The 24,251-nt window shown below is 66.1% G+C and carries 19 protein-coding genes, 4 tRNA genes and 1 pseudogene; 5 read left to right on the forward strand and 19 right to left on the reverse strand.

All coding sequences use genetic code 11. The annotated features are described in order from the left end of the window. Positions 1–87: 87 nt before the first annotated feature. The 10 genes from IV088_RS21310 to IV088_RS21355 form a co-directional block, all read right to left on the reverse strand. A tRNA-Gly gene (locus tag IV088_RS21310) sits at positions 88–163 on the reverse strand. Between the two features lie 22 nt (positions 164–185). Beyond that, positions 186–259: transfer RNA gene (locus IV088_RS21315), tRNA-Cys, on the reverse strand. A 76-nt stretch (positions 260–335) separates the two neighbouring features. Further along, positions 336–411 (reverse strand) — tRNA-Gly (locus tag IV088_RS21320). Positions 412–499: 88 nt separating this feature from the next. Next, on the reverse strand, positions 500–2,932 hold the full coding sequence (gene lon / locus IV088_RS21325; protein WP_291105971.1) for an endopeptidase La: 2,433 nt from the start codon (positions 2,930–2,932) through the stop codon (positions 500–502). A gap of 84 nt (positions 2,933–3,016) precedes the next feature. After that, on the reverse strand, positions 3,017–4,282 hold the full coding sequence (clpX, locus tag IV088_RS21330; protein WP_236964999.1) for an ATP-dependent Clp protease ATP-binding subunit ClpX: 1,266 nt from the start codon (positions 4,280–4,282) through the stop codon (positions 3,017–3,019). 152 nt (positions 4,283–4,434) lie between these two features. Continuing rightward, positions 4,435–5,052 carry an ATP-dependent Clp endopeptidase proteolytic subunit ClpP gene (gene clpP, locus IV088_RS21335; protein WP_236964998.1) on the reverse strand — a complete coding sequence of 206 codons (618 nt, stop codon included), beginning with the start codon at positions 5,050–5,052 and terminating at the stop codon, positions 4,435–4,437. Positions 5,053–5,244: 192 nt separating this feature from the next. Next, the gene (gene tig, locus IV088_RS21340; protein ID WP_291105972.1) at positions 5,245–6,555 is read right to left on the reverse strand and encodes a trigger factor; all 1,311 of its coding nucleotides are present in this window, start codon (positions 6,553–6,555) and stop codon (positions 5,245–5,247) included. Between the two features lie 68 nt (positions 6,556–6,623). Beyond that, positions 6,624–6,710: transfer RNA gene (locus IV088_RS21345), tRNA-Leu, on the reverse strand. Positions 6,711–6,796: 86 nt separating this feature from the next. Then, positions 6,797–9,952 (reverse strand): efflux RND transporter permease subunit, encoded by a 3,156-nt coding sequence (locus IV088_RS21350; RefSeq protein ID WP_291105973.1) that lies wholly within the window; start codon positions 9,950–9,952, stop codon positions 6,797–6,799. A gap of 8 nt (positions 9,953–9,960) precedes the next feature. Beyond that, positions 9,961–11,067: an efflux RND transporter periplasmic adaptor subunit gene (locus IV088_RS21355; protein ID WP_291105975.1), complete on the reverse strand. Its 1,107-nt coding sequence runs from the start codon at positions 11,065–11,067 to the stop codon at positions 9,961–9,963. A 218-nt stretch (positions 11,068–11,285) separates the two neighbouring features. On the opposite strand from IV088_RS21355, the gene hpnC reads away from it, so the two are divergent. Further along, positions 11,286–12,221 (forward strand): squalene synthase HpnC, encoded by a 936-nt coding sequence (gene hpnC, locus IV088_RS21360; RefSeq protein ID WP_291105977.1) that lies wholly within the window; start codon positions 11,286–11,288, stop codon positions 12,219–12,221. On the opposite strand, the gene IV088_RS21365 is transcribed toward hpnC, so the two are convergent. Beyond that, positions 12,196–12,996, reverse strand: coding sequence for an ATP-binding protein (locus IV088_RS21365; protein WP_291105979.1), 801 nt, complete (start codon positions 12,994–12,996; stop codon positions 12,196–12,198). The two genes, hpnC and IV088_RS21365, sit on opposite strands and share 26 nt — an antisense overlap. Before the next feature lie 408 nt (positions 12,997–13,404). Between IV088_RS21365 and IV088_RS21370 the strand changes: the two genes are divergently transcribed. The 3 genes from IV088_RS21370 (at position 13,405) to hpnE (ending at position 16,588) form a co-directional block, all read left to right on the forward strand. Next, positions 13,405–14,112, forward strand: a complete 708-nt coding sequence (locus IV088_RS21370) for a Crp/Fnr family transcriptional regulator (protein WP_291105981.1) — start codon at positions 13,405–13,407, stop codon at positions 14,110–14,112. A gap of 81 nt (positions 14,113–14,193) precedes the next feature. Continuing rightward, positions 14,194–15,060 (forward strand): presqualene diphosphate synthase HpnD, encoded by an 867-nt coding sequence (gene hpnD, locus IV088_RS21375; RefSeq protein ID WP_291105983.1) that lies wholly within the window; start codon positions 14,194–14,196, stop codon positions 15,058–15,060. A gap of 157 nt (positions 15,061–15,217) precedes the next feature. Then, positions 15,218–16,588: a hydroxysqualene dehydroxylase HpnE gene (gene hpnE, locus IV088_RS21380; RefSeq protein WP_291105985.1), complete on the forward strand. Its 1,371-nt coding sequence runs from the start codon at positions 15,218–15,220 to the stop codon at positions 16,586–16,588. A gap of 90 nt (positions 16,589–16,678) precedes the next feature. Here the strand turns inward: hpnE and IV088_RS21385 are convergent, their stop codons facing one another. From IV088_RS21385 to IV088_RS21395, 3 genes are read right to left on the reverse strand one after another with little or no spacing between them, the layout of a single operon-like run. Beyond that, positions 16,679–16,807, reverse strand: coding sequence for a hypothetical protein (locus tag IV088_RS21385; protein ID WP_291105987.1), 129 nt, complete (start codon positions 16,805–16,807; stop codon positions 16,679–16,681). After that, complete coding sequence (locus tag IV088_RS21390) at positions 16,792–17,331, reverse strand: glutathione S-transferase (protein ID WP_291105989.1); 540 nt, start codon at positions 17,329–17,331, stop codon at positions 16,792–16,794. Before IV088_RS21390 ends, IV088_RS21385 begins: the two co-directional genes overlap by 16 nt. 14 nt (positions 17,332–17,345) lie before the next feature. After that, positions 17,346–18,110 (reverse strand): HAD-IA family hydrolase, encoded by a 765-nt coding sequence (locus IV088_RS21395; protein ID WP_291105991.1) that lies wholly within the window; start codon positions 18,108–18,110, stop codon positions 17,346–17,348. Positions 18,111–18,129: 19 nt separating this feature from the next. Here IV088_RS21395 and hemH point away from each other — a divergent pair, with 19 nt between their 5' ends. Next, complete coding sequence (hemH, locus tag IV088_RS21400) at positions 18,130–19,221, forward strand: ferrochelatase (protein WP_291105993.1); 1,092 nt, start codon at positions 18,130–18,132, stop codon at positions 19,219–19,221. A 1,053-nt stretch (positions 19,222–20,274) separates the two neighbouring features. Here the strand turns inward: hemH and IV088_RS21405 are convergent. The 5 genes and pseudogenes from IV088_RS21405 to IV088_RS21425 all read right to left on the reverse strand — a co-directional run. Beyond that, a complete protein-coding gene (locus IV088_RS21405; protein WP_291105995.1) occupies positions 20,275–21,147 on the reverse strand; it encodes an alpha/beta hydrolase in 873 nt (290 codons plus the stop codon). Beyond that, a complete protein-coding gene (locus tag IV088_RS21410; protein ID WP_291105996.1) occupies positions 21,144–22,244 on the reverse strand; it encodes a branched-chain amino acid ABC transporter permease in 1,101 nt (366 codons plus the stop codon). Before IV088_RS21410 ends, IV088_RS21405 begins: the two co-directional genes overlap by 4 nt. A gap of 10 nt (positions 22,245–22,254) precedes the next feature. Further along, positions 22,255–23,241 carry a branched-chain amino acid ABC transporter permease gene (locus tag IV088_RS21415; protein ID WP_291105997.1) on the reverse strand — a complete coding sequence of 329 codons (987 nt, stop codon included), beginning with the start codon at positions 23,239–23,241 and terminating at the stop codon, positions 22,255–22,257. Between the two features lie 85 nt (positions 23,242–23,326). Continuing rightward, positions 23,327–24,064 carry an ABC transporter ATP-binding protein gene (locus IV088_RS21420; protein ID WP_291105998.1) on the reverse strand — a complete coding sequence of 246 codons (738 nt, stop codon included), beginning with the start codon at positions 24,062–24,064 and terminating at the stop codon, positions 23,327–23,329. After that, positions 24,061–24,251, reverse strand: a pseudogene (locus IV088_RS21425) (ABC transporter ATP-binding protein); the annotation flags it as partial. The gene IV088_RS21420 and the pseudogene IV088_RS21425, both read right to left, overlap by 4 nt.

A 24,251-nucleotide genomic window follows, 5' to 3' on the forward strand; every position in this document is an offset into this window, starting at 1 on the left:
AGGCACGCGCCCAGGAAGCTTTGACTGCCGAAGGCACGCCGGCGATGGAACAATAAAAAGGGAAGCACTGCTTCCCTTTTTTGATATTGGAGCGGGAAACGAGACTCGAACTCGCGACCTCAACCTTGGCAAGGTTGCGCTCTACCAACTGAGCTATTCCCGCATTGCCTGACACCAGTTGTGACTGGAGGCGCGACCCGGAGTCGAACCGGGCTAGACGGATTTGCAATCCGTTGCATAACCGATTTGCTATCGCGCCCAAAACGCCGGATCGGGAAACCCCTCTCCACCGCCATCGACAAAAAAGGGAAGCCGGGCTTCCCTTTTTTTGAAACTGGAGCGGGAAACGAGACTCGAACTCGCGACCTCAACCTTGGCAAGGTTGCGCTCTACCAACTGAGCTATTCCCGCAAACTTCCGACGTTTGGTGATGTTCGTCGGAAGCTGAAATTCTAGCTTAGAAAACGCCCTCTTTTCAAGCCCCCTCAACTTTTTTGAATCAGTGCTTCACGGCGTCTGGCGCCGTCGCCGGAGCGCGCACGGCGGCCGCAGCCAGTTGTGCCGCCACTTCTTCGTCGGTCAATGGAACAGGCATGCGCTCGAGCGCGATGGACAACACCTTGTCGATCCACTTCACTGGAACAATCTCCAACCCCTGCTTCACGTTGTCCGGAATCTCGGCCAGATCTTTCACGTTCTCTTCGGGAATGATCACGGTCTTGATCCCGCCGCGCAGCGCGGCGAGAAGCTTCTCTTTCAATCCACCGATCGCTGTCACCTCACCACGCAAGGTGATCTCACCGGTCATGGCGACATCGGCACGCACGGGAATCCCCGTGAGCGAAGACACCAGCGCCGTGGTCATGGCAGCACCTGCGCTCGGACCGTCTTTCGGCGTCGCGCCATCGGGCACATGGATGTGGATGTCGCGCTTGTCGAACTGCTCGTCCTTGATGCCGAGCGAACGGGCGCGACTGCGCACCACGGTGCGAGCGGCTTCCACCGACTCCTTCATCACATCGCCCAGCGAACCGGTGCGCGTGATCACGCCCTTGCCCGGCATGATCGCCACCTCAATGGTCAGCAGATCCCCGCCCACTTCGGTCCACGCCAGACCCACCACCTGACCCACCTGGTTTTGCGCTTCGGCGCGGCCGTAGCTGTACTTGCGCACACCCAGAAAATCGTTGAGGTTGTCCGCGTCCACCACCACTGTGGGCGTGTATTTTTTGAGCAGAAGACCCTTCACCACCTTGCGGCAGATCTTGCCGAGTTCGCGTTCCAGCGAACGCACGCCCGCCTCGCGGGTGTAGTAGCGGACGATGTCGCGCACCGCTTCATCTTTGACGTTCAACTCACCCTCGCGGATGCCGTTGTTCTTCAACTGCTTGGGCAACAGGTAGCGGATCGCGATGTTGGTTTTTTCGTCCTCCGTGTAGCCCGACAAGCGAATCACTTCCATGCGGTCCAGCAGCGCTGGAGGGATGTTCATCGAGTTCGACGTGGCCACGAACATCACGTCCGACAGGTCGAAATCAACCTCAACGTAATGGTCACCAAAGGTGTGGTTCTGCTCGGGATCAAGCACCTCCAGCAACGCGCTGGACGGGTCACCACGGAAGTCGGTGCCCAGCTTGTCGATCTCATCCAGCAGGAACAGCGGGTTGCGCGTGCCCACCTTGCTCAGGCTTTGCAGCACCTTGCCAGGCATGGCGCCGATGTAGGTGCGGCGATGGCCACGAATTTCTGCCTCGTCCCGCATGCCACCCAGCGCCATGCGCACGTATTTGCGACCCGTGGCCTTGGCCACCGACTGGCCCAGAGAGGTCTTGCCCACTCCGGGTGGGCCCACCAGACACAGGATGGGCGCCTTGACCTTGTCCACGCGCTGCTGCACCGCGAGGTATTCAAGGATTCGGTCCTTGACCTTGTCCAGTCCGTAATGATCCTCGTTGAGCACTTCTTCGGCGTGCGCGAGGTTGTGCTTGATCTTGGTCTTCTTGCTCCAGGGCAACGCGACCAGCGCGTCGATGTAGTTGCGCACCACAGTGGCTTCGGCCGACATGGGCGACATCAGCTTGAGCTTCTTGAACTCGGCATCGGCCTTCTTGCGCGCTTCGGCGGGCATCTTGGCGGCCTTGATCTTCTTCTCGATCTCTTCGATGTCGGCGCCCTCTTCGCCTTCACCGAGCTCTTTCTGGATCGCCTTGACCTGTTCGTTCAGGTAGAAGTCGCGCTGGTTCTTCTCCATCTGGCGTTTGACGCGGCCACGGATCTTCTTGTCCACATTGAGGATGTCGACCTCGCGCTCCAGCTGCTCAAAGAGGTTCTCCAAGCGCTTGTTGACCGGATCCAGATCCAGCACCACCTGCTTGGACTCCAGCTTCAACGGCAGATGCGCCGCGATGGTGTCGGCCAGCCGGCCCGGGTCATCGATGCTGGAGATCGAAGTCAGGATTTCCGAAGGGATCTTCTTGTTCAGTTTGACGTACTGATCAAACTGCTGCATCACCGCACGGCGCAGCGCTTCCAGCTCGTTCGATTGCGTGGCCAGCTTTTCCTGGGCTGGATCGACAGGCGCCACGTTCGCCACAAAATGGCTTTCACCATCGTGGATTGCCAGCACCTTCGCACGCTGCACGCCCTCGACCAGCACCTTCACGGTGCCATCGGGCAGCTTCAGCATCTGCAAGATGGTGGCAACACAGCCCATTTCGAACATGTCGTCCACCGCGGGTTCGTCTTTGGCCGCGGCCTTTTGCGCCACCAGCATGATGCGGCGCTCGGCCTCCATGGCCGCCTCCAGCGCCTTGATGCTTTTGGGTCGTCCCACAAACAGCGGGATCACCATGTGCGGGAAGACCACCACGTCGCGCAACGGCAACAGGGGCAGGTCTACGGGCGTGCTGGGCAAGGGAATTTGTCCGGACATTTTTTAACCTCTACAAGGTTTCGGTGAAACAACGCGATGGCCTCGCATCAGCCAGCGCGTTGCACACCCACACAGCGCACGCGCTCAAGCCTGCTTGGCCGCCTCTCGGTACACCAGCAGGGGGGGTTTGTTCTCTTCAATCGTGGACTCATCGACCACGACTTTTTCAACATTGCTCATGCCGGGCAGATCGAACATGGTGTCGATCAGCGCGTTTTCCAGGATGGAGCGCAGCCCGCGCGCACCGGTCTTGCGGGCCAGCGCCTTTCGCGCGATCGCCTTCAGCGCCGCTGGGCGCACTTCCAACTCCGCACCTTCCATGGCGAGCAAACGCGAAAACTGCTTGACCACCGCGTTCTTCGGCTCGGTGAGGATCTCCACCAGCGCATCCTCGCTGAGTTCCGACAGAGCGGCGATCACGGGCACACGGCCGACCAGCTCGGGAATCAGCCCGAACTTGATCAGGTCTTCGGGTTCAATTTCCTTGAAGGCATCGGTCAGGCTGCGCTGCTGTTTGCTCTTGACCACCGCGCTGAACCCCATGCCGGAGGCCTCGGTGCGGTTCTCGATGATCTTCTCGAGACCGGCAAACGCGCCACCGCAGATGAACAGGATGTTGGTCGTGTCGACCTGGAGAAAGTCCTGGTTCGGGTGCTTGCGGCCACCCTGGGGCGGCACGCTGGCCATCGTCCCTTCGACCAGCTTGAGCAGCGCCTGCTGCACGCCCTCACCCGACACGTCGCGGGTGATGGAGGGGTTGTCGGACTTGCGGGTGATCTTGTCGATTTCGTCGATGTAGACGATGCCCTGCTGGGCGCGCTCCACGTCGTAGTTGCAGCTCTGCAGGAGCTTGGCCACGATGTTCTCGACGTCTTCGCCCACGTAACCGGCTTCGGTCAGCGTGGTGGCATCGGCCATCACGAACGGCACGTTGAGCATGCGAGCCATGGTCTGTGCCAGCAGCGTCTTGCCCGAACCGGTCGGACCGATCAGCAAGATGTTGCTCTTGGCCAGCTCGACATCGTCCTTGCGGGCGTTCTGCTTGTGACGCAGGCGTTTGTAGTGGTTGTACACCGCCACAGCCAGCGCGCGCTTGGCGGCCTCCTGCCCGATGACATAGTTGTCCAGGTTGCCTTTGAGATCGGCCGGCGTGGGCACATCGTCGCTGGACGACTTGACCGACTCCAGGCCAGGCAGTTCGTCGCGAATGATGTCATTGCACAGGTCAATGCACTCGTCGCAGATGAACACCGATGGGCCGGCGATCAGTTTCTTGACCTCGTGCTGGCTCTTGCCACAAAACGAGCAGTAGAGCGCTTTTTCGCTGGAGGCGGATTTTTTGTCGGCCATGGGTCTGGAGGTCCGGAATGCCTGTTGGGAGCGGTGGAATCAATGATAGTTCAAGCCTGCACAGGCTCAAACGAGGGAAAAGAGGGCCAATCAGGCCCATTCCGCAGCCAGAACGGGCCCTTTCTGGCGACCAGCCAAGGGTGGTTCCGCAGTCAGGCGGCGGTCGGACGCTTTTCAATCACTTTGTCGATCAAGCCGTACTCGGCGGACTCGGCGGCGGACATGTAGTAGTCGCGCTCGGTGTCCCGTGCGATGCGGTCCAGCGGCTGGCCAGTGCGTTCGGCCAGGATCTTGTTGAGCTGCTCGCGGGTCTTGAGGATCTCGCGGGCCTGGATTTCAATCTCGGTCGCCTGGCCACGGCTGCCGCCCGATGGCTGGTGAATCATGATTTTCGAGTTGGGCAGTGAAAACCGCTTGCCCTTGGTACCGGCCGCCAAAAGGAAGGCGCCCATGCTGGCGGCAAAACCGCAGCACAGGGTGGACACGTCGGGCTTGATGAAGTTCATCGTGTCGAAAATCGCCATGCCCGCGCTCACCGAACCGCCGGGCGAGTTGATGTAGAACGAAATGTCCTTGTCGGGATTTTCACTTTCCAGAAACAGCAACTGCGCCACCACCAGGTTGGCCGAATGGTCGTTGACTTCACCGACCAGGAAGATCACCCGCTCCTTGAGCAGACGGGAATAGATGTCGTAGGCGCGTTCGCCGCGGCCCGAGGTTTCGATGACCATGGGCACCATGCCCAAACCCTGAATGTCCATTGCGCTCATGCGTTTCTCCGGTGTGTGTTTGAGACCATGTCACTACTGTAACCAACCCGACAAAGCCGCAACCTCGCAGCGGCTTTGTCAGAGGCTTGCATATGGCGTGCCGACCACAAAAGACAAGCCGCGCGGCAAAAAAAAGGGCGGATTCCTCCGCCCTTGTCGCTCGCGTCGGCTGCCTGCGTCAGGCCTTGCCGATCAGGCCTGACCCATCAACTCGTCAAAACCGATCGCCTTGTCGGTGACCTTGGCGTTGGCGAACAGGAATTCGGTGACATTGTTTTCGATCACGATCGCTTCCACTTCGGCCATGCGGCGGTTGTCACTGGTGTACCAGCGCACGACGTCGGCCGGCTTCTCGTAGGACGCAGCCAGATCTTCGATGTGGGACTTGATCTGCTCGGGCTTGGCGTGCAACTCGTTGGCACGCACCAGCTCGGCCACCACCAGGCCCAGGCGCACGCGGCGCTCGGCTTGCGGGCGGAACAGGTCGTCAGGGATCGGCGCCTTGTCGGCATCCTTCACACCGCGCTGCTTGAGGTCGGCGCGCGCGCCTTCCACCAGACGGTCGAGTTCGGACTGCACCACCGACTTCGGCAGGTCCAGCTCGGCCTTGGCAGCCAGGGCATCCATGGCGGCTTGCTTGTTGCGGGCCTGCAGGCGGTGCTTGACCTCGCGCTCCAGGTTTTTCTTGATGTCGGCGCGCAGACCTTCCACCGTGCCTTCGGCGATGCCGAGGGACTTGGCCAGTGCCTCATCCACTTCGGGCAGGTGGGCGGCTTCGATCTTGTTGACGGTGACCAGGAAGTCGGCCGTCTTGCCGGCCACATCTTTGCCGTGGTAATCGGCGGGGAACGGCAGCGGGAAGGTCTTGGACTCGCCCGACTTCATGCCGCGCACCGCGTCTTCGAATTCCTTGAGCATCTGGCCATCGCCCACGATGAACTGGAAGGCCTCGGCCTTGCCGCCCTCGAAGGGCTCGCCGTCGATCTTGCCGGCGAAGTCGATGGTGACGCGGTCGCCGTCCTGTGCGGCCTGGTCTTGCGCGCGCTGCGCGAAGGTGCGGCGCTGCTTGCGCAGGATGTCCAGCGTGCGGTCGATGGCGGCGTCGGTCACTTCCGACGACACCTTTTCGACCTCGGCGGTCGACAGGTCGGCGATCTTGACTTCGGGGTACACCTCGAACACGGCGTCGAAAGCCAGCTGGCCTTCAGGCGACTCTTCCTTCTCGGTGATCTTGGGTTGACCGGCCACGCGCAGCTTGGCTTCGTCGGCGGCGGTGGCAAAGGCCTCACCCACCTTGTCGTTCATCACTTCGTAGTGCACGGAGTAACCGTAGCGCTGGGCCACCACGTTCATCGGCACCTTGCCAGGACGGAAACCGTCCATCTTGACGTCACGGGCCAGGCGCTTGAGGCGCTTGGCGACTTCGTTCTGGATCACGTCGGCCGGCAGCGTGAGCGTGATCTTGCGTTCCAGTTTTTCCAGGGTTTCTACGGTCACGGTCATGGTTTTCTCCAAATAGGGACGGCGGGTCAGAAGGTGCTGCCTGCCGCAGGAAATCGCTGTATCTGAGGTGGTGCGCGGGGGGGGACTCGAACCCCCACACCATTGCTGGCGTCAGGACCTAAACCTGGTGCGTCTACCAATTTCGCCACCCGCGCGCCTGCACGGTGATCAAGCCCCGCAGCACTGACACTGCAAAGCATGCTTTCCGCTTTTCGGCAACCTTCGATTGTAGCCGCAGGGCTCAAGCCTCCCGCTTGACGCGGAACCAGGCGGCGTACATGGCCGGCAGGGCCAGCAGCGTGAGCACGGTCGCGACGATCAGGCCGCCCATGATGGCCACGGCCATCGGGCCCCAGAACACGCTGCGCGAGAGCGGGATCATGGCCAGCACGGCGGCGGCGGCCGTCAGCACGATGGGGCGCATGCGGCGCACCGCCGCCTCGACGACCGCGTCCCAGGCCGGCACGCCTCGGGCGCGGTCCTGCTCGATCTGGTCAATGAGGATCACCGAGTTGCGCTGGATCATGCCCATGAGCGCGATCACGCCGAGCAGCGCCACAAAGCCGAACGGACGGTTCAGCAGGAGCAACGCGCCCGCCACACCGGCCATGCCCAGCGGGCCGGTCAGGAACACCAGCAACGAGCGGCTGAAGCTCTGCAACTGCAGCATCAGCAGGGTGAAGGTGATGAACAGCATCAGCGGAACACCCGCCGCGATGGACGATGAGCCTTTGCTGCTCTCTTCCACCGCGCCCGCGACCTGCACTCGGTAAGCGCCCAGCCCGCGTTCGGTCCACCCCGCCTCGATCTTTTGCAGCGCCGACAGCAGCTCGGCCGTGACGGTCGCGCCCTGAAGCCCCTCGACCACATCCCCCTGCACGGTGATGGCGAAGTCGCGATTTTCTCGCCAGATCACGCCCGGCTCCCAGTCGAACACCGGCCGCGCGATCTGCGACAGCGGAATGCTCTTGCCGCTCGCCGTGGGCAGGTAGGCGTTGGCCAGGCTGGAGAGGGCGTCGCGCTCGGACAAAGGCTGACGCAGCACGATGTCGATCAGTTTGTCGCCGTCGCGGTACTGCCCGACGGTGCTGCCGCTCAGGATGGTGCGGGCGGCCTGTGCAATCGACTGGCTCGACACACCCAGCGCACGCGCCTTGGTCTGGTCCACGTCCAGGCGAAGCACCTTGACCGACTCGTTCCAGTTGTCGTTCACGCCGCGCATGTTCGGGCTCTCGCGCAGGACAGCCTTCACCTCGTCGGCCAGGCTGCGCAACACCGCGGGGTCCGTGCCGACCACGCGGAACTGCACCGGGTACGGCACCGGAGGCCCGTTGGGCAGCAGCTTCACGCGACCCCGGACCTCGGGAAACTCGGTCGCCAGCAAAGCGGGGAGGGCCTTGCGGATGCGCTCACGGGCTTCCAGGTCCTTGGGCAACACGATCAGCTGCGACACGTTGCTCTGCGGGAACACCTGGTCCAGCGGCAGATAGAAGCGCGGCACGCCCGAGCCCACCCAGGTGCTCACGCTGCTCACCCCCGGCTCCTTCGCCATGCGCGCCTCGACGCGGCGCGTGATCGCGTCGTTGGCCGTCAGGCTCGCGCCTTCGGGCAGCCAGAGATCGACCATGATCTCGGGGCGGCTCGAATCGGGGAAAAACTGCTGCTGCACCTTGCCCATGCCGACGATGCCCAGCACGAAGGTGGCGATGGTCAGGCCGATGGTGATCCAGCGGTGTTGCACGCACCAGTTCACCAGCACCCGGAAACGCACGTAAAACGGCCCGTCGAACACCTCGTGGGCGGGGCCGACATGGGGCTTCACCTTCAGCAGCTTCACGCCGAGATAGGGCACGAACATCACGGCGACGATCCACGACAGCACCAGCGCGATCACGGTGACCGCGAAGATGGCGAAGGTGTACTCGCCTACGGTCGAGTTCGCCATGCCGATGGGCAGGAAGCCCGCGGCGGTGATCAAGGTGCCGGTGAGCATCGGCATGGCGGTGGCGTCCCAGGTGAAGGTTGCGGCCTTCATCATCGAGTAGCCCTCTTCCAGCTTGCGCACCATCATCTCCACCGCAATGATCGCGTCGTCCACCAGCAGGCCCAGCGCGATGATCAGCGAGCCCAGCGAGATCTTGTGCAGGCCGATGCCCCAGTACCGCATGGCCAGAAACGTGATCGAGAGCACCAGGGGAATCGTGATCAGCACGACCAGGCCCGGGCGCGCGTCGAGCCGGTAGCGGCGCCATCCGGTTCCGCCCTCGCGCCGGTGCAGGCCCAGGCTCAGGAAGCTGACCGCCAGCACGATCAGCACGGCCTCGATCAACACCTTCACGAACTCGTTCACCGACCGGGTCACCGCGCTGGGCTGGTCCTGCACCTGCACCAGCTGCATGCCGGCCGGCAACTGCCGTTCGATGTCGGTCACGGCCGTCTTCAGCGCCTCGCCCAGGGCGATGATGTCGCCGCCTTTGGCCATGGAGATGCCCAGGGCCACGCTGTCCTTGCCGTTGTGGCGCACCTTGACCTGCTCGGGATCGACATAGCCCAGCCGGATGTCGGCGAAGTCGCCGAGGCGCAGCTGGGTGCCGTTGGCGGCGCGCACCGGCATCGCACGCAGTTGTTCGACCGAGTTGAACGCCCCGCCCACGCGCACCTGCACCACGTCGTGCGGCGCCTGCACCGCGCCGGCCGACTCCAGCACGTTCTGCTGGCCCAGTGCGGCCAGCACCTGCTGCATGTCCAGACCCAGGGTGGCCAGGCGCTGGTGGGAAATCTCGATGTACAGCTTCTCGTCCTGCACACCGAACAGCTCGACCTTGTTCACGTCCTTCACCCGCAGCAGCCGCTGGCGCACGGTGTCGGCCACCTGCTTCTTGTCGGCAGGCGAAAAACCGTCGCCCTGCAGCGCGTAGATGACGCCGTACACATCGCCGAACTCGTCGTTGAAGAACGGTCCGACCACGCCCTGCGGCAGCGTCGCCCGCATGTCGCCGATTTTCTTGCGCACGGCGTACCAGGTCTGCTGGACCTCGGCCGCTGGCGCGTTGTCCTTGACCTGAAACAGGATCAGCGTCTCGCCCGGCTTGGAGTAGCTGCGGATCTTGTCGGCGTAAGGCACCTCCTGCAGCGTCTTCTCCAGGCGGTCGGCCACCTGTTCGGCCACTTCTTGTGCCGTGGCGCCCGGCCAGTAGGCGCGAACCACCATGGCGCGGAAGGTGAACGGCGGGTCTTCGTCCTGGCCGAGCTGGAAATACGCCGCCACGCCCAGCAGCATCAGCACGATCATCAGGTAACGCGTGAAGGCCTGGTGGTCCAGGGCCCATTGCGAAAGATTGAATCGCGACACCCAGGACGTCTCTTCGGGATGGGCGCTGTTGGTTTGCGGATGCATGTGCGGCCTCACTCGGTGGCGGAAGCCGCGAAGCGCGTGACCTTCTGGCCTGGCGACAACACATGCACACCCGCCGCGACCACCTCCTCGCCGTCCTTCAGACCCGTCGCGATCAAGAGGTGATTGCCATCGGCACCGCTGACGACCACCGGGCGCAAGGCCACCGTGTGGCTCGCGGGTTCAAAGACCCACACGGCGGTCTCGCCTTTCGTGCCACCGGGCGCACGCATCAGGGCGCTGGTGGGCAGCTTGATGGCGGCCACCGCCACGCCGCCGGTCGCCGACAGCGACACCGTGGCGGTGGCGCCCAGCGGCGCACTCGCGCCCGCCGGCAGGGCCAGCTTGACCTGGAAGGTGCGGGTGACCGGGTCGGCACTGGCCGCGACCTCGCGAACGGTGCCCTCCAGCGGTGCCTGCCCGGGCATCCCGTGGCCCCACAGCCGCACCTGAGCCACCTGCCCGATGCGCACCTGGGCCAGCTTGTCCTCGGGCACGGCAATGACCACATCGCGTGCACCGTCCCTGGCCAGGCGCACGACCGGCGTGCCGGCGGCGACCACCTGCCCCACTTCGGCCTCCACCGACAGCACCACGCCGGCGCCATCGGCCAGCAGCCGCGCATAGCCCGCCTGGTTGCCTTGCACCGAGCCTTGGGCGCGGGCCTGCCGCAGGCTCGCGTCCGCCGCCTGCAGGGTGGCCTGTCGGCGTTCGATCTCGGCGCCGCTCACAAAGCCCTGGTTCTTCAGATCCATGTACCGCTTCAGGTCGGCCGCGGCCAGGTCGCGCTGCGTCTGCGCCGCGCTGACCTGTGCCTGCGCCGCCTGGCTGGACAGGGCGAGGTCCTGCGCATCGAGCTGCGCCAGCAACTGGCCCGCAACCACCCGCTGCCCCACCTCTGCCGGGCGCTGGGTCACCTTGCCGCCCACCCGGAACCCCAGGCGCGACTCGGTGCGCGCCTTGACCTCGCCCGCGTACTCGCTCTGCCCGCTCACCGCGCCACTGCTGACCTTGAGCAGCTTGACCGCACGGATCGGCTCTTGCGGCGCCTCGGGCTTGGAACACGCGGCCAGCAACAGGGCGGCCGTCGAAACAAGGATGAGCAGGCGGATGTTCATGGTGTCGGTCGGCTGATGGCGGCGCCCACCACCGCGGTTTGCGCCGAAAATCGGAAGAAAACCGGGCGGCCACGTTAATGACTGACCGGTTAGTAATCAAAATTGTAGTGCAATCTTCGCGGATGTGCACCCGTTCAACGGCGGGCCACTCTGCCCGACGCCGACGACAGCCAGCGCCGTTCACTGACAAACCCTGCAACCACCGAAGCCCTGCCCGAATGACCCCGCCCGCCCCTCCCTCTCCAGCCACCGCCGACGCCCTGGCGCCCCTGTCGGCGGGGGTGGGCCACTACGAAAACTTTCCGGTGGCCTCGTTGCTGTGCCCGCCGGCCCTGCGCCCCGCGGTCATGGCGATCTACCACTTTGCCCGCACGGCCGACGACATCGCCGACGAAGGCGACGCCTCGCCCGGGCAGCGCCTGGCCGAACTGGCCAGCTACCGGCTGGCCCTGACGCACGCGCTGAGCGACCGCCTCCCCGCCGGGCAGGACACGCCCTGGGAACATGTCTTCCACCCGCTGGCCCGGGCCATCCAGCAACACCACCTGCCCGGCCACCTGCTGCACGACCTGATCAGCGCGTTCGAGCAAGATGTGCGCCACACCGCCGTCGGCCACCGCTACGCCGACGAGACCGAGCTGCTGGCCTATTGCAGGCTGTCGGCCAACCCGGTGGGGCGCTTGCTGCTGCACCTGTATGGCATCCACGACGGGGCCTCGCTCCAGCAGAGCGACGCCATTTGCAGTGCCTTGCAGCTCATCAACTTCTGGCAGGACATCAGCGTGGACCTGCCGCGCCAGCGCAACTACCTGCCGGCCGACGCGCTGAAGCGCCACGGATTGCAGCTGGCCGATTTCTCCGGCCCCATCGATGCCGAGCGCACGGCCCGCTGCGAGGCGCTGGTGATCGAACTGTGCGGCCAGGCACGCACGCTCATGAACCGGGGCGCCCCGCTGGCGCTGAGCCTTCCCGGGCGCGCCGGATGGGAACTGCGGCTGGTCGTGCAAGGGGGTCTGCGCATCCTCGACAAGATCGGCGTCCTCCACCACCGCAGCTGGCAGACGCGCCCCACGCTGGGCAAGGCGGACCTGCCGCTGCTGCTGTGGCGCGCCGCGTTCGGGATGGGCCTCAGCCCGCGCGATCGGGCAGGCTGAAACCAAAGCGGGCGCCTTCGCCCGGGCGGGCCGTGGCCCAGACCCGGCCGCCGTGGCATTCGACGATGCGCCGCACCATGGCCAGGCCCAACCCCAAGCCCGGATCGGGCGCACCCCGTGCGCGCTGGAACAGGCCGAACAGCTCGGCCGCTTTTTCAGGCTCGAAGCCCAGCCCGTTGTCGTGCACAAAGTAGGCGTGTCCGCCCGGCACCGCCTCGTAAGTCACCTCGATGCGCGGCGACACATGGCTGCGCGCGTGGCGCCAGGCGTTGTCCAGCAGTTCCTGCCAGACACGCCGCAGCAAACCCGCGTCGGCCACGGCGGGTGGCAGATCGGCCGCCAGCACACACGCCACACGCGAACCACCGGCGCGCTCGTCCAGTTCCTTGATCACACCGCGCAGCAGCTCGGCGGTGTCCACCGTTTCCAGCTGCACGTCGGCCACCTGCAGCCGGGCCAGCGCGGCCATGGACTCCATCAGCCGCTGGAGCCGGCGGCCGGAGTCGAGCACCTTGTGCGAGATGCGCGCGGCCGCCTCGGGCTTGTCGGCGTAGGCGGGGTCGCCCAGCAACTGCGCGTAGCTGACGACATGCCGCAAGGAGGTCCGCAGGTCGTGGGCCAGGGCGTGTGCGATGTCGCGCAGCGTCTGCTCGGCCGAATCGAGCCGCGCCGCCAGCGCCGCCGGCACGGCGTGTGACGGCCCCGAACCCGAATCGGTTTCCATCGCAACGGAACGCAAGGCCAGCGGGTGGGGGGAGTCGCGGTGGGACGTCATGGGTCAATGAAAAGGTGGCGAAACGCTGGGCCTCACACCCAGAGACGCAACACTAACGCCTGACGGCACGCAAACCTTCGTGTGCCACCCCGCGCGCCACCGTCCGTGGCATTTTCAACACCCAATGTGACGGGCATCACATTTTCCGGCCCACAGTGCCCCGGGTCTGCGGCATACCTCCGGGATGGACACCCACCGAACAGACCCTGAACGCAGCCGCCCGCCGACGCCGGAGCGGGCCTGCCCCGTGCGTCCGAGCCCGTCCCCGTGATGGATGACACGCCACCGGGCCTTCAATCACACGCACAGTGGCCGATACATCAGGAACAGCCGGGCGCTTCCCGGCCGTCGAGCCACCCCGACCCAGGCGCGATCCCCGCACCCCGCGATGCCCACGACCACGCCCGCATGACCCAAACCCCGGCCCCCAGCACCCCACCCTCCGCCCGCTGTCTGGTGTGCGCGGCCCGCCTGAACTGCCTGATCGGCGGTTTGCCGCGCGCACGTCAGGTGCGCCTGGATCCCTGGATCAGCGAGGTCGAATTCCACAAAGGCGACACCCTGCAGGCCGAGGGCGCGGCCACCGAGGTGGTCCGCACCATCAAGCTCGGCACCGTGATGCTCACCCGAGAGGGGATCGACGGCGTGGCGCGCCCGGTGGCCATCGTGGGCCGGGGTCACTTGCTTGGCCAGTGGCGCCTGCTCGATCAGCCCACCCAGGTCGGCGCCCTGGCCTTGTCCAGCGGACGGGCATGTGAATTGCCCGTCGCCTCGCTGGGCGAATCGCTGTTGCAGGACCCGGTGTTCCTGAACACGCTGCACACTGGCATGGCCCACACCTTCGCGCGGCTGGCGGACTGGAGCCAGGTCGTGCGCCTGCGCGGCCTGCCCCGGCAACTGGTGGCTTCGCTGGTGCTGCTGGGCGAAGCGCAGGGCGCCAGCGCGGTGCGCCTGCCCAGCCATGTGGCGCTCGCGGCGGTGCTGAACACCACGCGCGAATCGGTGGCCCGCACCTTGCGCCAGCTCGAGACCGGCGGACACCTGCGGCGCATCGACCGCTGGCACGCGGAACTCAGCCGCAGCCACCGCGAAGTCTTCACAAACGACCTGACCTGACCCAACCCTGACCTCTGCCGGCAGCGGGCAGCGGGCAGCGGTGAAACGGCTGTTTACACTCAGGCAACCCCGCCTGAGTCCATGAATCCACAAGACTACGTCCAGCAAAAAGCCGCCGCCTCCGGCAGCAGCTTCTATTACGCCTTCCTGTTCCTGCCTGCCGAGCGCCGCGCCGCGATCACGGCGTTCTATGCGTTCTGCCGCGAGGTGGACGACGTGGTCGACGAAATCAGCGACCTCGGGGTCGCGCAGACCAAACTGGCCTGGTGGCGCCACGAGGTGGCGCAGGCCTTTGCCGGCGAAGGGAACCACCCGGTGATGCAAGCACTGATGCCGCACACCGCCCGCTTCGGCATCGAGGCGCGCCACCTGCTGGCCGTGATCGACGGTTGCCAGATGGACCTGGACCAGAGCCGCTACCTCGACTTCCCCAACCTGCAGCAGTACTGCCACCTGGTGGCCGGTGTGGTGGGCGAGGTGGCCGCGCGCATCTTCGGTCAGACCCAGCCGCAGACCACCGACTACGCCCACCGCCTGGGCCTGGCATTCCAGCTCACCAACATCGTCCGCGACGTGGGCGAAGACGCCGCGCGTGGCCGCATCTACCTGCCGGTCAACGAGCTGCAGCGCTTCGACGTGAAGGCGCACGAACTGATCAAGCGTGGCGCAGCGCCGGGCATGGACACCGCCGACTTCCACCAGCGCTTCCTGGCGCTGATGCGCTTCCAGTGCGAACGCGCGCTGAACACCTACGACGAGGCCCTGGCCCTGCTGCCCGAGGCCGACCGGCGCGCACAGAAGCCGGGCCTGATGATGGCCAACATCTACCGCACCCTGCTGCGGGAAATCGCCGCCGACCCGCTGCCCGTGCTCACCCAGCGCGTGAGCCTCACCCCGCTGCGCAAGTTCTGGCTGGCGTGGAAGGTGCAGGCGCTGGGGCGGTTGTGAGGGTTGCCCCCCAAGCATGCTCCCGCCAACGGCGGGAACCCAGGGTTCCGCCGCTGCGCGGGTCGTTGCCCCTCCCAAGGGGGGCTGATCCGGCCTGGGGCGGCCAGGCGGCTGGCCCGGTGGCCCCCACACTCCGCGGTTGCGTGGTGTCGGTCGCATGAACATCGCGATCGTCGGGGGCGGCTGGGCGGGCATGGCGGCAGCGGTGGCGGCGGCGGGGGCCGGCGCGGACGTCACCGTCTTTGAAGCCACCCGGATGCTGGGTGGCCGGGCCCGCGCCCTGAGCGCCGAGCGCCCCGATGGCACGCCGCTGACCCTGGACAACGGGCAGCACATCCTGATCGGCGCCTACACCGAATCGCTCTCGCTCATGCAGCGCGTGGGGCTGGACCCCGAGCACCTGCTGCTGGGCCTGCCCCTGGCCATGCCCTACCCCGACGGGCTCGGTCTGCAGACGCCCGGCTGGGCCGCGCGCTGGCCCGCGCCGCTTGACGCCGTCGCGGCCATCGCCACGGCGCGCGGCTGGCGCTGGAGCGAGCGGTTCGCGCTGGTCCGTGCCTCGCTGGGCTGGCAACGCTCAGGCTTTGCCTGCGACCCATCGCTGACCGTGGGCGCGCTGTGCCAATCCCTGCCCGGCCGTGTCATGGACGAACTGATCGAGCCTCTGTGCGTGTCGGCGCTCAACCTGCCGGCGGCGGCAGCGAGCGCCCAGGTGTTCCTGCGCGTGATGCGCGACGCGCTGTTCGGCCGGGGTTTCGGGCGCTGGGGTGCGTCCAGCCTGCTGCTGCCACGCGACGACCTGGGGGCGCTGTTTCCCGAGGCAGCGGCCCGCTGGCTGGCGCGCACCCACGGCACCCACGCGCGCGTGCGCCTGGCCGCGCGGGTGCATTCGATCAGCGCCCGGCCCCCAGGCTGGCGGTTGGCGGGAGACGGCTGGCAGGAGGACTTCGACCGGGTGATCTGGGCCACGGCGGCCAGCCCTGCGGCGCAGGCCATGAACGCTGCCGCCCCGGTGGCGCTCGACGCGGGCGACACGGCGCTCGCGCAAGCCCTGTCGGGCTGGGCGCACACCACCGCCTCGCTGGCGTTCACCGCCATCACCACCGTCTATGCGTGGGCGCCGGGCGTGCGCCTGCGCGCGCCCATGCTCGCCCTGCGCGCCCAGCCCGACCCGCTGTCGGCGCCCGCGCAGTTCGCCTTTGACCGCGGGCAGCTGCGCCCGGACGACCCGTCGATGCAGGGCGTGCTGGCCTTCGTGGTCAGCGCGAGCGAGGGTGAGCGCGAGGCGCTGCAGGCGCGCGTGCTGCGGCAGGCGGCGGATCAACTCGGGCTGAGCGACCTTCGGCCGATCCAGACGGTGGTGGACAAACGCGCCACCTTCGCCTGCACGCCGGGCCTGGTGCGCCCCGCCGCGCAGATCGCGCCCGGCCTGTGGGCCGCGGGCGACTTTGTGGATGGGCCCTACCCGGCCACGCTGGAGGGCGCGGTGCGCAGCGGCCTGGCCGCCGCGCAAGCCGCCAGCAGCTAAGCAGCTCCCGCGCCGCTGCGCATCACCCCCTCATGCCTCGGGGTGGCGCGCTGGCGCCATGACACCGGGTGCCCGGACCGCGGGCCGCCGTCAGCCGCCCAGCGCCTTGGCGGCCTCGTGGGCCGGTCGCTCGGTGCAGCGGGCGATCCAGTCCTGCGTCAGCGGGTGGGTCACCATCAGTTCGCGCGCCGGCCGCACCCAGTTCAGCACGCTGGCCACACACAGGCGGCCACGGTGAAGCGCTCGGCCGCCAGGTAAAGCGAACCCGCCGCCCGCTGCGCCGCCAGGTGCTGTTCCAGCACACGCAGGCGCACCGCCAGCCGCTTTTCGGCGGCGCTGGCCAGCTCGGGCCTGCGGCGTTCGACCGGCATGGCCTCGCGGTGCATGAGCACGGTCAGCGCGTCGGCCTCGCACTCGGTCACAGCCCAGAAGCCCCAGCGCAGCGCCTCGGCGTCTTCGCGTGGGGTGGCCGGCGTGATGCCCAGCCCGTCGGGTTGCCCGTGATGGCGCGCGAGGTACAGCGCGCAAGCCATGCTTTCCCACACCACCACCTCGCCCTCGGGCCGGGCATCCACCAGCACCGGGATGTGGCCATTGGGGTTGAGCGCCAGAAACCCGGGGGTGCGTGTGGCGCCGCCCAGGTAGGGCATGGGCACATGGGTGAAGGTCAGCCCCAGCTCGCTCGCGGCCCACAGCGGACGGATGGCGCGCGAGGCCGCCAGGCCGTGGATGGTGATGGGCATCGCGGAAGCCAGTTTCAACCCAGCGCGCGGCACAGCGCGAGCAGTTCGCTCACGGTGATGTGTGGTGCCAGGGGCGCGTGTTCCCAGGCGTGGGCCGAGCGGTTGACCCAGGCCAGCTGCATGCCGGCGTTGAGCGCGCCCACACCGTCGAGGTGCGCGTCGTCGCCGATGTGCAGCACCTGCGATGCCTCCACGCCCGCGGCTTCGGCCGCCGCGTGAAAGATGCGTGGGTCGGGTTTGCCGACGCCGAACTCGCGCGCGCCGATCGATGCCCGGAAATGCGCCCCGATGCCCACGCGGTGCACGTCGGCATTGCCGTTGGACAGCGCCACCACCGGGAAGCGGCCGCTGAGAAACTCGAGCGCGGGCAAGGCGTCGTCGAACAGATCGACACGCTGGCGCTCGGCGAAGAAGGCCTCGAAGGCCGGCTCGGCCAGCGCCGGGTCGTCGCCCGCGCGCTGCAGCACCAGGCGGATGGACTCGCGGCGAAGGGCGCTCAGGTCGTGCGCGAGGTCGGGCCGCTCGGTGTTCATCTGGTTGCGCACCTCGCGCAAGACGCCCTTGTCGCGGCACAGCGCGGCAGCGGTCGGCGCGTGCGTGTCCAGCCAGGCCTGCAGCACCGCTTCGGCGCGGGCAATCGTCGGCCAGATCGGCCAGAGCGTGTCGTCCAGATCGATCGTGATGGCGCGGATGCGGGACAGGTCCAGCCCCTGGTCTGCGACCACACCGGTGGCGGGGGATTCGGCAGGTTCTCGCTGCCCGGATGGGGAGGTTGTCATGTCTGCGTGAGAATAGCGCATGCCCTTTCAACCCGAACCCGCTTTCTCCCATGGCCAGGCGCCGCGCACGGCCGTGGTGCTGTGCAATCTGGGCACTCCTGACGAACCCACCGCGCCCGCGCTGCGCCGCTACCTCGCCGAGTTTCTGGGCGACGCCCGCGTGGTCGAGATCCCCAGGGCCGTGTGGATGCTGATCCTGCACGGCATCATCCTGCGGGTGCGGCCCAAGAAGTCGGCCGCCAAGTACGCCAGCATCTGGACGCCCGAGGGTTCACCGCTCAAGGTCTGGACGGAGAAGCAGGCCACGCTGCTGCGCGGCTACCTGGGCGAGCGCGGCCACCAGGTCACGGTGCGCTACGCCATGCGCTACGGCAACCCGTCGATCCCCTCGGTGCTCGATGAACTCAAGGCAGACGGCGTGACCCGCGTGCTCATCCTGTCGGCCTACCCGCAGTACAGCGGCACCACCACGGCCAGCGTGTTCGACGCGGTGGCGAACTGGGGCCTGAAAATCCGCCACCTGCCCGAGCTCCGTTTCATCAACCGCTACCACGACGACCTGGGCTACATCGACGCGCTGCACCGCAAGGTGCGCGCGCACTGGATGCACAACGGCCAGGCCGAGCACCTGGTGATGAGCTTTCACGGCGTGCCCGAACGCACCCTGCTGCTGGGCGACCCGTACCACTGCGAGTGCCTGAAAACGGCGCGCATGCTGGCCGAGAAACTGGGCCTGAGCAAAGACCGCTACACCGTGACCTTCCAGTCGCGCTTCGGCAAGGCCAAGTGGCTGGAGCCCTACACCGAGCCGACCCTGATCACCATGGCGCAGAAGGGGATCAAGAGCGTGGACGTGGTCTGCCCAGGCTTCACCAGCGACTGCCTGGAGACGCTGGAAGAAATCCGCATGGAGGCGCAGGAGGCGTATCTGCACGCGGGGGGCGAGCGGTTCAACTACATCGACTGCCTCAACGACAGCCCCGACTGGATCCGCGCCCTCACCCACCTGACCGAGCAGCACCTGCAAGGCTGGCCCACGAAGCAGGCCGACGACCCGATGCAGCTCCAGGCCAGCCGCGAGCGCGCGCTGGCTCGGGGAGCGAAGGACTGAAGATCCGTGTGTCGGTGGTTCGATCGGTCCCATGCCACCAGCCTTTATGTGCCCCAGCGTCCGTTCAAGGTTCTAGGGCGTTTCTACGTCTGGTTCCGCATTTCTACAATCGCTTCGTCGGAGGACTTTATGTTGAAGAACAACGCGAAGGTGAAACGTAGTCAGGCGGACTTGCGTGCTGCACTGATTGAGCAGGTCGATTTATTGCTTGGCTATTGCGAACATGTGGACCGAGGGGAGAGTGCGTTTGCGAAGCCAATGGCAACCTCGGTACGAGTTCTCCTGCACCAGAGTCCGAGCTCCCATTCGATTCTTCATCAGCTTGGCCTTAGGAGTGGAAGGTACTTCTCGATGGCGCCACCATTGAATCCTCACAACATTCTTTCTGAATGCAATTTGGTTTCAATGCGGATCGGGGCGACGGACTCTCGGTTTCTACCAGTACTGCACCCCCCGTGGTCTATGCCCAAGAGAGTTCCGTTTCCGGAATGGTGGACGCGGCCCGTAGCAAAAGCGCAAGACAAAAGAACGATGTCGAGGATGGATATCGTTCGAGCAGTGACCGACATGGATGGAGGAGCCCATGTGGACCCCGGTTTCACCGAAATTTACGCACGGTTCCGATCTGGCGAATTTCTCGGCTGGCGTTTATTGCGGGAGGACCAAGCTTCGACATGGCTGTCCTCACCTCAATATTCTTGCATTCGAACAATCGCCCATGAGCTTCTGTTGAGTTTGCAAAAGTACTCGCCGTGGTGCTTTTCTCGGGAGTACACATTCCCTACCGAAGCGGCCTGACGCTAGCTCCAAGGCGGGCGGGCGCGTAGTGTTCAGTCATGTCCCGATTCTTGTGAGCTAGAAGCATCTGGGAGTGGGCGCGGTTGCCTGTGTCTGTGGCCGCCTTTGCGCGAATGTCTCTGAACTGAAAACCCACTTTTGCCCGATTGGAACATGGCGCACGTTTGCGAAGATCTGAATCGACAAGGAACAGGTCAAGCGAGCCTTAGCCACCCACGCTTCACACGGAGGTAGTGCCAGCGTCATTTCCGGACCTCACTGCCCCGCCAGAAACCGGCTGACCAACTGCAGCTGTTCGGGCACATTGAGCGCCGGCGCATGGCCGCAGCCCGCAATCGTCACCACCAGCGCACGCGGTCCGCGGTCGCGCATCTGCTCGGCGGTGTCGGCCAGCAGCAGGTCGGACTCCGCGCCACGCAGGCACAGCACCGGCACGTCGATGCGGTCGTACTCGGGCCAGCGGTCGTAGTCGCCCGGGTGCTCAGTGAACTGCATCACCATCGCCGGGTCGTAGTGGGGCGTGACGCGGCCGTCCGGCAGGCGGCGCACCGAGCTCTCGGTCAGCAGCGTCCACTGCGCGTCGGTGAGATGGCCGTAGGGCTTGTAGACGGTGCGGAAGTACCGCTCAAGTTCGCCCACGGTGGCAAAACTCGCCGGGTTGCCGGCGTAGCTGCGGATGCGCTGAATGGCCGCCTCGGCCAGCTGGGGGCCGTTGTCGTTGAGCACCAGGCGCTGGATGCGCCCGCGCAGCAGGCCGTCGGCACACACCATGCCGATGGCGCCGCCCATCGAGGTGCCGACCCAGTGGAAGCGCTCCAGCCCGAGCTGGTTCACCAGCGAACGCGCCAGCTTCGCGTAGAAGGCCAGGCAGTACTCGGTCTTGGGCTCGGGGCTCCATTGCGAGAGGCCGCGCCCGATGGTGTCGGGGCAAATCACGCGGTAACCCAAGGCACTCAGGTGCGCGGCCAGGGCGTCCATGTCGCGCCCGGTGCGTGCCAGGCCGTGCCAGGCGATCACCGTGCCGTGGTCCGGTGTGCCCGGTGCCGGCGCCCAGTCCATGAAATGGATCTCGCGGCCTTCGCAGGTGAGATAGCGCGATTGGGGCGCATGGGTGGCAACGGCGTTCATTTCAGCCCCTTGAGTTTTCCGAGCACCGCGCGCTCGCGCAGCTTGCCAACGATGCCGGTCGGGAAGTAATAGACGGACAGCACAAACAGCACCCCCAGCCAGAGCAGCCAGCGGTCGGGCGTGAGCAGCGCGGGCAGCAGCGGAATGCCCTCGGTCGCTTCGCCGGCCAGACGCAGCAGGTCCTGCAGGTAGCTCTGCGCCAGCACGAAGAGCACGCTGCCGATGAGCGCACCGTACAACGTGCCCATGCCACCGATCACGACGATCAGGAGGATGTCCAGCATGATCTCGAACGACAGCGAGGTGTCCGGCCCGTTGTAGCGCAGCCAGATCGCGAGCAGGCAGCCGGCCAGCGTGGCGAACAGGGCCGAGAGCACGTTGGACAGGGTGCGGTAGATCACCGTGCGGTAGCCCAGTGCCTCGGCGCGAAAGTCGTTCTCGCGGATCGCTTGCAGCACGCGGCCGAAGGGCGAGTTCACGATGCGCAGGATGGTGAGAAAGATGGCGCAGACGCTGGCGAAGATCAGGTAGTAGGTGAGCAGCTTGCCGTTGAGGTTGACCTCGCCGAAGGGCGTGACCAGCGGTTCTTCGCTCAGCTCGAAGCCGGGCGTCAGCAGCTCGGGCACGCTGAATGTCAACCCGTCTTCGCCGCCCGTGAAGTCCGACAGCTGCGAGGCCAGCGTGAGGAAGGCCGAGGCCACGGCCAGCGTGATCATGGCGAAGAAGATCGCGCGCACCCGCAACGAGAACAGCCCGATCAGCAGCGAGAGCACGCTGGAGACCACCAGCGCCCCCAGCACCCCCAGCAGCAGCGCGCCCCACGAGGCCTCCTCCACCGAACTCAGCGCGATCGCCACCCCGTAGGCGCCGATGCCGAAGAACATGGTGTGCGCGAAGCTCACGATGCCGGTGTAGCCCAGCAGCAGGTCGAAGCTCGCCACCAGCGCGACGAAGATCAGGATCTTGGCCGCGACGTTGAGCGCCTTCACGCCCGGGAACAGGAACGGCGCGAACGCCAGGCCCAGGAACAGGATCACCAGCAAGGCCGCCAGCCAGGGGCTGCGGGGCAGGTCTTTGGAGAGGAGTCTTTGCAGCATGGTCAGGCCTTCAGCGGCTGGTCACCGGGTAGACGCCTTGCGGACGCCAGAGCAGAATCGCCACCATCAGTGCGATGTTGGAAAACAGCGCCACCTTGGGCACCAGGAAGCCGGTGTAGTTGGCCATCAGGCCCACCAGCAGCGCGCCGATCAGCGCGCCCAGCGTGGAGCCCAGGCCGCCGATGATGATGACGATGAAGATCAGCACGTTGACCTGCGCGCCCATCTGCGGCATGACGCTCTGCTGGTACAGGCCCCACATCACGCCGCCCAGGCCGGCCAGCGCGCTGCCCACCACGAACACGCCGATGAAGAGCTGGCGGATGCGGTAGCCGAGCGACTCGACCATCTCGCGGTCCTGCACGCCGGCGCGCACCAGCAGGCCGACCTTGGTGCGGTTCAGCGTCCAGACCATGGCCGCGAACACGGCCGCGCCCACCAGCACCGCGAGCAGGCGGTACTTCTCCACCGCGGCGTCGCCGAAGATGAACGAGCCACGCAGGCTCTCGGGCAGCGGCAGCGCGATCTGCTCGGGCCCCCACACCACCTTGATCATCTCCTCGCCGATGATCATGCCGCCCATGGTGATCAGGATCTGCTTGAGGTGCATGCCGTAGACCGGGCGGATGATGAAGCGCTCGAACACCAGGCCCAGCGCACCCGCCACCGCCATGGCCACGAGCATGGCGGGCAGGATAGCCATCAGGTTCAGCCACAGGCTGTCGGCCGTCGTGTAGGCGCTCATGCTGCCCAGCACCGTGGTCGCGACGAAGGCGCCGAGCGCGATGAACACGCCGTGGCCGAAGTTCAGCACGTCCATCAGGCCGAACACCAGCGTCAGGCCCGAGGCGATGATGAAGACGATCATGCCCATGGCCAGCCCGGCCACCGTGAGCGTGAGCCAGGTCGAAGGGCTGCCGATGGCGGGCAAAGCGGCCAGCGCGAGCAGCGGCACCAGGGCCATGGGCTTCCAGTCCATCTCTTTCAGGGATGTCATAGAACGGCCTCCCACCGGGCCGCCCCAAGGGAGGCCAGCCCCTCCTGGAGGGGCAGTGAATACACGAAGTGATGAACGTGGGGTGTCACTGGTGTGCTCCGAGTGAGAGGCCCAGCAAACGCGACTGCATCGATTCATCGGCCGCGAGTTCGGCCATGGAGCCGCTGTGCACCACGCGCCCGTCGTCCATCACGGCCACGGTGTCGCCCAGCTGTTTCGCGAAGTTGAAGTTCTGCTCGACCAGCAGGATCGTGGTCTGCGCCGCCTTGAGCTGGCGGAAGGCCTCGATCATGTTCTGGATGATGGCGGGCGCCAGGCCCTTGCTGGGCTCGTCGATCAGCAGCAGCTGGCGCGGCTCGACGATGGCGCGCGAGACCGCGAGCATCTGCTTCTGCCCGCCCGAGAGCTTGCCCGCCGGGTGGTTCCAGAACTTCTTCATGGCCGGGAACAGACCGAAGATCCATTCGAGCCGCGTGGTGTCGATGTCGTCCAGCGTGCGTGCGCCGCGCGCGGCCAGCAGCATGTTCTCGCGCACCGAGAGGTCCGAGAAGATGCCCATGCTCTCGGGCACATAGGCCACGCCGCTGTGCGCAATGTCGGGTGTCTGGCGCGCGGTGATGTCCTGCCCGGCCAGCGTAATGCGGCCCTGGCTGGCGTGCCACAGGCCCATGATGGTGCGCAGCGTGGTGGTCTTGCCGGCGCCGTTGCGGCCCAGCAGCATGGTCAGCTGCCCCTTGGGCACGGTGAGGTCGACGCCGTGGAGGATGTGATACGCCCCGATGTGGGTATGCACCCCTTCGAGTGTCAGCAGTGCTTCGCTCATGCTGCGGCCTCTTCTTCTTTTTCTTCGGGGTTGATGCCGAGGTAGGCCTGCTGCACCACGGGCGAGGCAATCACCGTCGCCGGGTCGCCGTCGGCCACGAGTTCGCCGTTGTGCAGCACGATGATGCGGTCGGAGAGTTCGCGCACCACGTCCATCTTGTGTTCGACCAGCAGGATGGTCTTGGTCT

Origin of the sequence: Hydrogenophaga sp. (assembly GCF_018780075.1) — a bacterium.
In the GTDB taxonomy this organism is placed as follows: Bacteria; Pseudomonadota; Gammaproteobacteria; order Burkholderiales; family Burkholderiaceae_C; genus Hydrogenophaga.